Origin of the sequence: Thiolapillus sp., from assembly GCF_048562965.1 — a bacterium.
GTDB lineage: Bacteria > Pseudomonadota > Gammaproteobacteria > Chromatiales > Chromatiaceae > Thiolapillus > Thiolapillus brandeum_A.
Genome location: NZ_JBHNMF010000113.1, coordinates 1 through 8,343 on the forward strand (window position 1 = coordinate 1; position 8,343 = coordinate 8,343).

Consider the following 8,343-nt stretch of genomic DNA (forward strand, 5'->3'; position numbering starts at 1 on the left):
GAGGCAGGCTTGTACTCATCTTAGGGGTGAGTAGTTACCCCCAGCCGATATCGAAAAAAGCTGCGACATCGCGACGCCGCAGGGACCGCATCCAGTCCTCCAGACCCTGCAGATTACTGTCTGCCTGGGCGGCTCCCACGATGGCGCCAATGGAGCAGCCGGTAATCACATCAGGGCGCAAACCCAGCTCATCGAGGGCATGGATAATGCCGATATGAGACCACCCCCGGGCAGCACCGCCGCCCAGGGCCAGGCCGATACGCACATTTTCAGGGTTCGATTTCGACAAGGGCTTCGTCCGGATTTACCGCATCTCCTTTCTGCACGAACACGCCGGTGACCTTGCCGCTGATGGGTGCCTGCACCTCGGTTTCCATCTTCATGGCTTCGGTAATCAGCACCGGCTCTCCCGCCTCGATGGTGTCACCTTCGCTGACCAGCACGTCCACGATGGTGCCGGGCATGGAAGTGGTGACATGGCCTTCCTTCGTGGCCTTGGGCCGGCGCCCGCCGATAGCGCCTTTCACCGCACCCTCGGCACCGCCGGTGAGCACGATTTCATCCAGGGTTTCCACCACGGCTTCTTCGGGAACACCGTCGACGATCATGTAGAAATGCCGCTCGGGCTGCCCCTTGTGGCCGGCGCCGGTCATCTTGATATGATAGGTCTCACCGTGCAGCACGATGTTGAATTCCGTGGGCGCATTCTCCTGGGGGCCGTCTCCCGGTGGCGGTTCGAGGGGTTCCGGCTGCAGGGTTCCTGCTTCCCGCTGCTCCAGGAACTGACGGCCGATCTCGGGGAACATGGCATAGGACAGTACGTCTTCATCGGACTTGGCAAGCTCGCCGATCTCCTTGCGCAGATGCTCCAGCTCCGGAGAGAGCAAGTCTGCCGGACGGACTTCGATAACGTCCTGATCGCCCACCGCCTTGCGGCGCAGTTTCTTGTCCACCTTGCCGGGCGCCTGACCGTATCCTCCCTGCAGGTAGAGCTTTACCTCGTTGGTGATGGTCTCGTAGCGCTTGCCGGTGAGCACATTGAGCACGGCCTGGGTGCCGACGATCTGTGAGGTAGGCGTAACCAGCGGCGGATAACCCAGATCCTTGCGCACCCGGGGAATCTCTTCCATCACTTCGGTCATGCGCCCGAGGGCATTCTGTTCCTTCAGCTGATTGGCCAAATTGGAAATCATGCCGCCGGGGATCTGGTTCACTTGCACCCGGGTGTCCACGCCGGTGAATTCACTTTCGAACTGATGATATTTCTTGCGCACCTCGTAGAAGTACATGCCGATTTCCTGCAACAGCTCCAGGTCGAGCCCGGTGTCGTATTCCGAGTTCTTCAAACCCGCCACCAGAGATTCCGTGGGTGGATGACTGGTGCCGCCGGCCCAGGATGATATGGCCGTGTCCACCCGGTCGCAGCCGTTCTCGATGGCCTTGAGATGGCACATCTCCGCCAGACCTGAGGTGGCATGGGAATGCAGTTGCAGTGGCAGGTCCACCGCATCCTTGATGGCCTTCACCAGATCTTCGGTAGCATAAGGCGTGAGCAGACCGGCCATGTCCTTGATGCACAGGCTGTCGCACCCCATCTTTTCCAGGCCTTTGGCCATCTTCACGAAGCCTTCCGTATGATGTACGGGACTGACGGTGTAGCAGATAGTTCCCTGGGCATGTTTGCCTGCTTCCTTCGTCGCTTCGACAGCCGTGCGCAGGTTGCGTATATCGTTCAGGGCATCGAAAATGCGGAACACGTCCATGCCCTCCTCCGCCGCCTTGAGCACGAATGCCCTGACCACATCATCAGCGTAATGACGGTAGCCCAGCAGGTTCTGACCACGCAACAGCATCTGCAGCCGTGTATTGGGCAAGGCTTCGCGCAGCTTCTGCAGGCGCTCCCAGGGATCCTCTTTCAGAAAGCGCAGACAAGCGTCATAGGTGGCGCCCCCCCAGCATTCCAGGGACCAGTAGCCGACCTTGTCCAGCTTGTCGCAGATGGGCAGCATGTCCTCGGTGCGCATGCGCGTCGCAATGAGTGACTGGTGGGCGTCACGAAGTATGACATCAGTAATCTGTATCTTTGACATGGTTATACCTGCTACAAGCCGGCATGAGCAGCTACCGCCACGGCGATGGCCGCGGCGATGTCACTCTTGCACTGTTTTTCGGTGTATTCGGTGAGTTCGGGATGCTCTTCCACGAAGGATGTTGTGAAATTCGCGGCACGGAATTGGGGATGGTGCAGTATCTCTTCGTAATAGAGTTTGGTCGTGCGTATGCCGTGCACTTCCATGTCCTTGAGGGCGCGCTCGCCCCGGCTGATGGCGTCTTCCCAGGTCAGTGCCCAGACGATCACCTTGGCGATCATGGAATCGAAATACGGCGGGATGGTATAGCCGGTATAGATGGCCGTGTCGGTGCGTACTCCCGGTCCGCCCGGCGCGTAATAGCGTGAGATACGGCCAAAGCTGGGCAGGAAATTGTTCTTGGGATCTTCTGCATTCACCCGGAACTGAATCGCATAACCCCGGCGCTGAATCTCGTGCTGCTTGAAACGCAGTTTCAGCCCCGCCGCCACGCGAATCTGTTCCTCGATGATATCCACCCCGGTGATGGTTTCGGAAATCGTATGCTCCACCTGCACCCGGGTGTTCATCTCCATGAAATAGAAGCGGTCGTTCTCGTCCATGAGAAATTCCACGGTGCCCGCGCTGTAATATCCCACAGCCTTGGCAGCAATGACCGCCAGGCCACCCAGGTACTGGCGCTGTCCTTCATCCAACTGGGGAGAAGGCGCAATCTCGATGAGTTTCTGGTTTCGGCGCTGGATGGAGCAGTCACGCTCGTACAAATGAATACAGTTGCCGTGACTGTCGGCCAGTATCTGCAATTCGATATGGCGCGGGTTCACCACGCATTTTTCCATGAACACTTCAGCCCGGCCGAAGGCTTTTGTGGCCTCGGAGATCACACGCTCGTAGTTCTTGTTGAGATCTTCGGGGGAATCACAGCGGCGTATGCCCCGCCCTCCACCACCGGATGTCGCTTTCAGCATCACGGGGTAGCCAATACCTTCCGCCACTTCCAGCGCCTCTTCCAGACCGGACAGATTCTCTTCGGTCCCTGGCGTCACAGGCACACCAGCAGCGATCATCGCTTTGCGGGCTTCCGTTTTGTCTCCCATGCGGCGGATCACTTCCGCGCTGGGGCCGATGAAAGTGATGCCGCGGCGCTCACAGGCGGCAGCGAAATCAGCGTTCTCGGACAGAAAACCGTAACCGGGATGAATGGCGTCGCAACCGGTCTGCACCGCCAGATTGACGATACGGTGAATGTTCAGATAGCCTGCCACCGGATCCTCGCCGATGCTGAAAGCCTCATCGGCCTTCTTGACATGCAGGTTGTACATGTCCGCTTCGGTATAGATCGCCACGGAGCGAATGCCCATCTCGGCACAGGCACGGATGATGCGCACTGCAATCTCGCCTCGGTTTGCCACCAGTATTTTTCGCAACATGATTTATCTACCTGTCAATGCGGCGTCTTGCCGCCGATTCTGCCCATCAGCGCGAACAGCACACCGGAAACGACCAGCGTAATGTGAATGGAGACCTTCCATATCAGTTCCTGCTGGGAAACACCTTCACTGATGTGACGAACAGCTTCAGCAGTTCGATACCCGAAATGGCAACGATGGAACCGATCAGCTTGATCTTGAGGTCGGTGAATCCCACCTTGCCCATCCATTCCGGTCTGTCTTTGTGATCCGCCACATCGATACGAGATACAAAATTTTCGTATCCGGCGAATACGATGATCAGCATCAGATTGGCCACCAGCACCAGATCGATGAGTGACAGAATTCCCAGCACGATCTCCGGCCCCGGCTCGTGAAAAAGGGAAATGGGCACAAGATGCAGAAACTCTTTGAAATAAAGTCACCATCAGCAAACCGATGGCCAGAATCAGACCCACATAGAAAGGCGCCAGTAACCAACGGCTGTTGAACATGAATACTTCGAGAATGTGTTCCAGTGCCTTCATAGTGATTCAAATTATCTTTACGCGCACAAAGGATTGAATTATACCGAAAATCCCTGAAACGAACCTGAATCAGGAGGTCGCTGTTCTGGCAGCGGCAGACACCATCAGAAACAGGCTGGCCTGGTACCCGAGGAACACCAGCAGCAGCAGCATGCCCGCCCAGCGCTTTATCAGGCCATGGCCATTGTGATTGAAGCCTCTTGCCATGAGATACAGGGCCACTGCCAGCGCCAGCATGAGAGGGAAATCCCGATACAGCACGGCAGGATCGACCGCAGCGGGGCCGATGGTGCCGGCAATACCCAGCACTGCCAGAATGTTGAACAGGTTTGAACCGACCACATTGCCCACGGCGATATCATGCTCGTTCTTGCGTGCTGCAGCGACTGATGCAGCCAGTTCCGGCAGAGAGGTACCGATGGCCACGATCGTCAGTCCAATCACCAGATCACTGACACCATAGTACTGGGCGATACCCACAGCCCCCCACACCAGCAGCTTGGAACTGGCCAGCAGCAGCACCAGCCCCGACAACAGCAGCCACCAGGCCCGCCGCCTGGGCATGGCTTTGGGAATTTCCTCTGTCAGTTCCTCGATCAGAGGATCTTCGACACCTGAGATGCGCGCCAGATGAATCGTCCAGAGGATCACCGCCAGTATGCCGGCCAGAAGCACAATCCCGTCCAGGCGCGACAGTTCACCATTCGACAACAGCAGCCAGGAAACCACCATCACGACCAGCATCAGGGGGAATTCCCGGCTCAGGGTGCGCGAATGGACCGCCAGCGGAGCGATCAGCGCCGTCACGCCCAACACCAGTGCCATATTGGCAATGTTCGAACCCACGGCATTCCCGATCGCCAGGCCACTGTTTCCCTGCAGCGCAGCCACGGCAGATACCAGCATCTCCGGCGCCGATGTGCCAAAGGCAACGATGGTCAGGCCAATGATGAGCGTGGAAATGCCCAGCGCCCGCGCCAAACCCGCAGCACCGGCCACAAACTGATCAGCGCTCCAGACCAGAACCATCAGACCCGCCACCACAGCCGCGATAAACCAAAGCATGTCAGGTGTCATTCGAATCCTTCAATTGGCATCATCCACCAATGGTCAAAAGGAAATCAGGTCAGTTTCTTTCAGCAGGGTCAGGCTTTCCTGCAGCATCTGTGCCGTCGCTTCCCGCACCGTGACATGCCCGATCTTGCGCCCTGCTCTGGGCGCCTTGCCATAAAGATGCAAATGGGCGTTTTTCATCCCGAGGAACACACGGGTATCAGGCAGTTCACCGATGATATTCACCATGGCTGCATACGCCACCGGCGCCGTGCTGCCCAGCGGGAGATCGAGAATGGCCCGTAAATGATTTTCAAACTGGCTGGTTTCCGCGCCTTCGATAGTCCAGTGCCCGGAGTTGTGCACCCTCGGCGCCATCTCGTTGGCCAGCAGGTGGGAGCCTACCTGAAAGAACTCGATGGCCAGGACTCCCACATAGTCCAGCCGTTGCAGCACACGCTTCACATAGTCTTCCGCCAGAGGCTGGTGGGAATCATCATGCAGGCAGGTGGACAGGCGCAGTATGCCCTGTTCGTGTACATTTTCCGCCAGCGGATAGAAAGCCATTTCACCCGATACGCTGCGCACCGCGATGATGGATACTTCACGCTCGAAGTCCACCAGGCCTTCCAGTATCGCCGGCACCTCACCGATGGCTTCCCATGCCGACCGCAGGTCGTCACCGGGACGAATCACCTGCTGGCCTTTGCCGTCATAACCCAGGGTGCGGGTCTTGAGGATGGCTGGCAATCCGATATTTTCCACGGCCAGCTGCAGGGTCCGCAGATCATGAGCTTCTGCAAAAGGCGCGGTTTCTATGCCCAGTTCATTGAACAGGGTTTTCTCATGATTCCGGTCCCGGGCCGTGGCAAGAGCCGAAGGCGGCGGAAATACGTCCAGGGATGCATCCAGTTTCTCCACGGCATCTGCCGGCACACTTTCAAACTCATAGGTAATGAGTTCACATTCTGCCGCCAGTCTTTCAAGACCTTCTGCATCATCATAGGCAGCCTGTATGTGCCGGGACAGCGGTGCGGCACAGGCATCGGCAGCGGGTTCCAGCACCGTGAAATCCAGTCCCAGTGGATAACCCGCCAGCGCCAGCATACGCGCCAGTTGCCCCCCGCCGAGGATACCGATTTTCATGAGCCTGCTGCAGGATCGGGATTTGCGAGCACCGTTTCTGTCTGCTGCTTCCGGAAATCATCCAGGGCAGACTGGATTTCAGCGTACTTGTTGCCCAGGATGGAGGCCGAAAACAGTGCGGCATTGACGGCGCCTGCCCGTCCGATGGCTAGGGTGCCAACAGGTATGCCCGCAGGCATCTGTGCGATGGAAAGCAGTGAATCCATGCCATTGAGCGCCTTGGACTGCACAGGCACACCCAGTACCGGCAGGCTGGTCTTGGCGGCCACCATGCCGGGCAGATGCGCCGCGCCACCGGCGCCGGCGATGATTACCTCTATGCCCCGCTCCCTGGCCCGTTCCGCATATTGAAACAGTTTGTCGGGAGTACGGTGGGCAGATACCACTTCCTTCTCGAAGGGGATACCCAGCTTCTCCAGGGTTTCTGTCGCATGACGCATGGTTTCCCAGTCGGAACTGGACCCCATGATGACGCCAACCAGTGCTTGCATAAGCCGTTTCTCTGCCCGCAGGGCGGATCGTTGGAAAAACGCGCATTATGCCTGATTTTTCAGCAGATTTCCCCTTCAGACTCACTGCTTGCAGGACCACGTCATTTGAGCTCCTAAGTTATTGACAAGGCTGGGGTGGCATCTGCCCGGCACCTGGATGGGCAGCCCCGTTCATTCCCCACCGGATCGCTCCGCTTCAGGCAAATGCCTCCTGATGCTCCAGATTGAAGGTCTTCAACACCGTTGTGAACGCCCGGTTGTTGCTCGCGATATATACCGCCTCGAAGATATCCCGGTCGCTGCAGCCAATCTCCCGTGCGGCACTCACCCGGGTTTCATCGATTGCTTCCGGATTATCCACTGCTGTCAGGGCGATATGCAGAAGCTCACGCTCACGCTCCTCCAGGGGCGCTGCACGGGGATTGCTTCTTGCTTCCTGCAACTCCTGTTCCGTCACCCCCAGGCTCAACAGAATGCCCTGGTTGAAATCAATGCAGAAACGGCAGTTCGCTTCCGACGAAACCAGATAGCGGATAAAGCTCAGCAGTTTCTGGCTGAGACGTTCATGTCCCATGAAATACCCTACGGCGCTTGAAAAGGACTGCAACAGATGTGGACTGATGCCATACAGTCGCAGTCCGGCCGGCACATAGCCCAGCCGCTCTTCCACGCCACTGAAGATCTTGTCTGCGAGACGCTGTTCCTTTTCCGGTATTACCGGGTCGATCAATACATTACCCATCATGCTTCCTCTCAATAACAAAACAGACCTGTCGGTTTGTTTTTGTTGGTAAAAAAAACAGGCCGTCTTCCTGCCTCTCCCGGGGAATTCCCCCGCTTACTCAGTCAGTTTCCAGATACTGCCTGATGAATTTGATACTCTGGTCGAAATTACCCGGTTGGTGGCGGGCTTTGTCCAACAGGATGGCGCCCTCGACCTGTCCCAGAATGACTGAGGCTAACTGCCCGGGATCAACACTTTCACGGATCTGTCCTTTCTTCCGGGCATGGCGCAGCAGTGCTTCTATCAACGCCGCATAGCTGGAGAACACCGCATTCACCTTGTCACGTACGGCCGGACTGACAGTACTGAGCTCCAGAGCAAAATTCCCGAAGTAACATCCACGTATCTGCCCTTCTTCATGCTGTTTCTTCTGCCTGTCAGCCATGTAATCCAGAAGGTTCAGGAGAGTTTCCAGGGCATCGATGCGTTGGGAAAATACCTGTTCCCTGATTTCTTCGGACCACCTTTCGTATTGCCAGTCCAGAGTGGCAATGGCCAGCGCTTCTTTGCTGGGGAAATGGTAGTAGAAATTGCCCTTGGTAACGCCTGCCTGACGAATGACCTTGTCCAGCCCCGTGGCATGGTAGCCGTTCCGATAGAACAGCTCTGTAGCGGCGGCGATGATTTTTTCCCGGGTTGCCTGTGCTTTCTCGGATAGGGCCACTAAAACAGACCAGTCAGTAGGTTTTTATGGAGTATCGCCCTTCCCGGAGCTCCTGTCAAGCAATCTGGCCCGCTTGAGGGGCAAGCGTGTCTTCGGCCTCGTGATAGATTTTGGGACATCCCAGTCCCCAAAATCGACTCGGCCTTTGACAACCTATT

At 57.1% G+C, this 8,343-nt stretch carries 10 protein-coding genes; 1 reads left to right on the forward strand and 9 read right to left on the reverse strand.

The genetic code is table 11. The features are described 5' to 3' along the window. Positions 1-34: 34 nt before the first annotated feature. From ACOCD2_RS08055 to ACOCD2_RS08095, 9 genes are all read right to left on the reverse strand, one after another. Positions 35-289 carry a patatin-like phospholipase family protein gene (locus tag ACOCD2_RS08055; RefSeq protein WP_293647068.1) on the reverse strand — a complete coding sequence of 85 codons (255 nt, stop codon included), beginning with the start codon at positions 287-289 and terminating at the stop codon, positions 35-37. Further along, positions 270-2,090 carry a sodium-extruding oxaloacetate decarboxylase subunit alpha gene (gene oadA, locus ACOCD2_RS08060; RefSeq protein ID WP_293647066.1) on the reverse strand — a complete coding sequence of 607 codons (1,821 nt, stop codon included), beginning with the start codon at positions 2,088-2,090 and terminating at the stop codon, positions 270-272. Before oadA ends, ACOCD2_RS08055 begins: the two co-directional genes overlap by 20 nt. Before the next feature lie 11 nt (positions 2,091-2,101). Beyond that, the gene (locus ACOCD2_RS08065; RefSeq protein ID WP_293647064.1) at positions 2,102-3,520 is read right to left on the reverse strand and encodes an acetyl-CoA carboxylase biotin carboxylase subunit; all 1,419 of its coding nucleotides are present in this window, start codon (positions 3,518-3,520) and stop codon (positions 2,102-2,104) included. Positions 3,521-3,623: 103 nt separating this feature from the next. Beyond that, the gene (locus tag ACOCD2_RS08070; RefSeq protein WP_293647062.1) at positions 3,624-3,914 is read right to left on the reverse strand and encodes a YqhA family protein; all 291 of its coding nucleotides are present in this window, start codon (positions 3,912-3,914) and stop codon (positions 3,624-3,626) included. 202 nt (positions 3,915-4,116) lie between these two features. Continuing rightward, positions 4,117-5,112 (reverse strand): calcium/sodium antiporter, encoded by a 996-nt coding sequence (locus ACOCD2_RS08075; RefSeq protein WP_293647060.1) that lies wholly within the window; start codon positions 5,110-5,112, stop codon positions 4,117-4,119. A 45-nt stretch (positions 5,113-5,157) separates the two neighbouring features. Then, entirely contained in the window at positions 5,158-6,246 is a 1,089-nt protein-coding gene (locus ACOCD2_RS08080; protein ID WP_293647058.1) for a 5-(carboxyamino)imidazole ribonucleotide synthase, read from the reverse strand. Next, positions 6,243-6,737 (reverse strand): 5-(carboxyamino)imidazole ribonucleotide mutase, encoded by a 495-nt coding sequence (purE, locus tag ACOCD2_RS08085; RefSeq protein WP_293647056.1) that lies wholly within the window; start codon positions 6,735-6,737, stop codon positions 6,243-6,245. The genes ACOCD2_RS08080 and purE overlap by 4 nt, the downstream gene beginning before the upstream one ends. A gap of 196 nt (positions 6,738-6,933) precedes the next feature. Next, positions 6,934-7,479, reverse strand: coding sequence for a carboxymuconolactone decarboxylase family protein (locus tag ACOCD2_RS08090; protein ID WP_293652484.1), 546 nt, complete (start codon positions 7,477-7,479; stop codon positions 6,934-6,936). Between the two features lie 100 nt (positions 7,480-7,579). Continuing rightward, positions 7,580-8,185 carry a TetR family transcriptional regulator gene (locus tag ACOCD2_RS08095; protein ID WP_293645113.1) on the reverse strand — a complete coding sequence of 202 codons (606 nt, stop codon included), beginning with the start codon at positions 8,183-8,185 and terminating at the stop codon, positions 7,580-7,582. Here ACOCD2_RS08095 and ACOCD2_RS08100 point away from each other — a divergent pair. Beyond that, positions 8,142-8,343 (forward strand): hypothetical protein (locus tag ACOCD2_RS08100; RefSeq protein WP_294030466.1); only part of this gene is annotated, 202 nt, incomplete at its 3' end. The two genes, ACOCD2_RS08095 and ACOCD2_RS08100, sit on opposite strands and share 44 nt — an antisense overlap.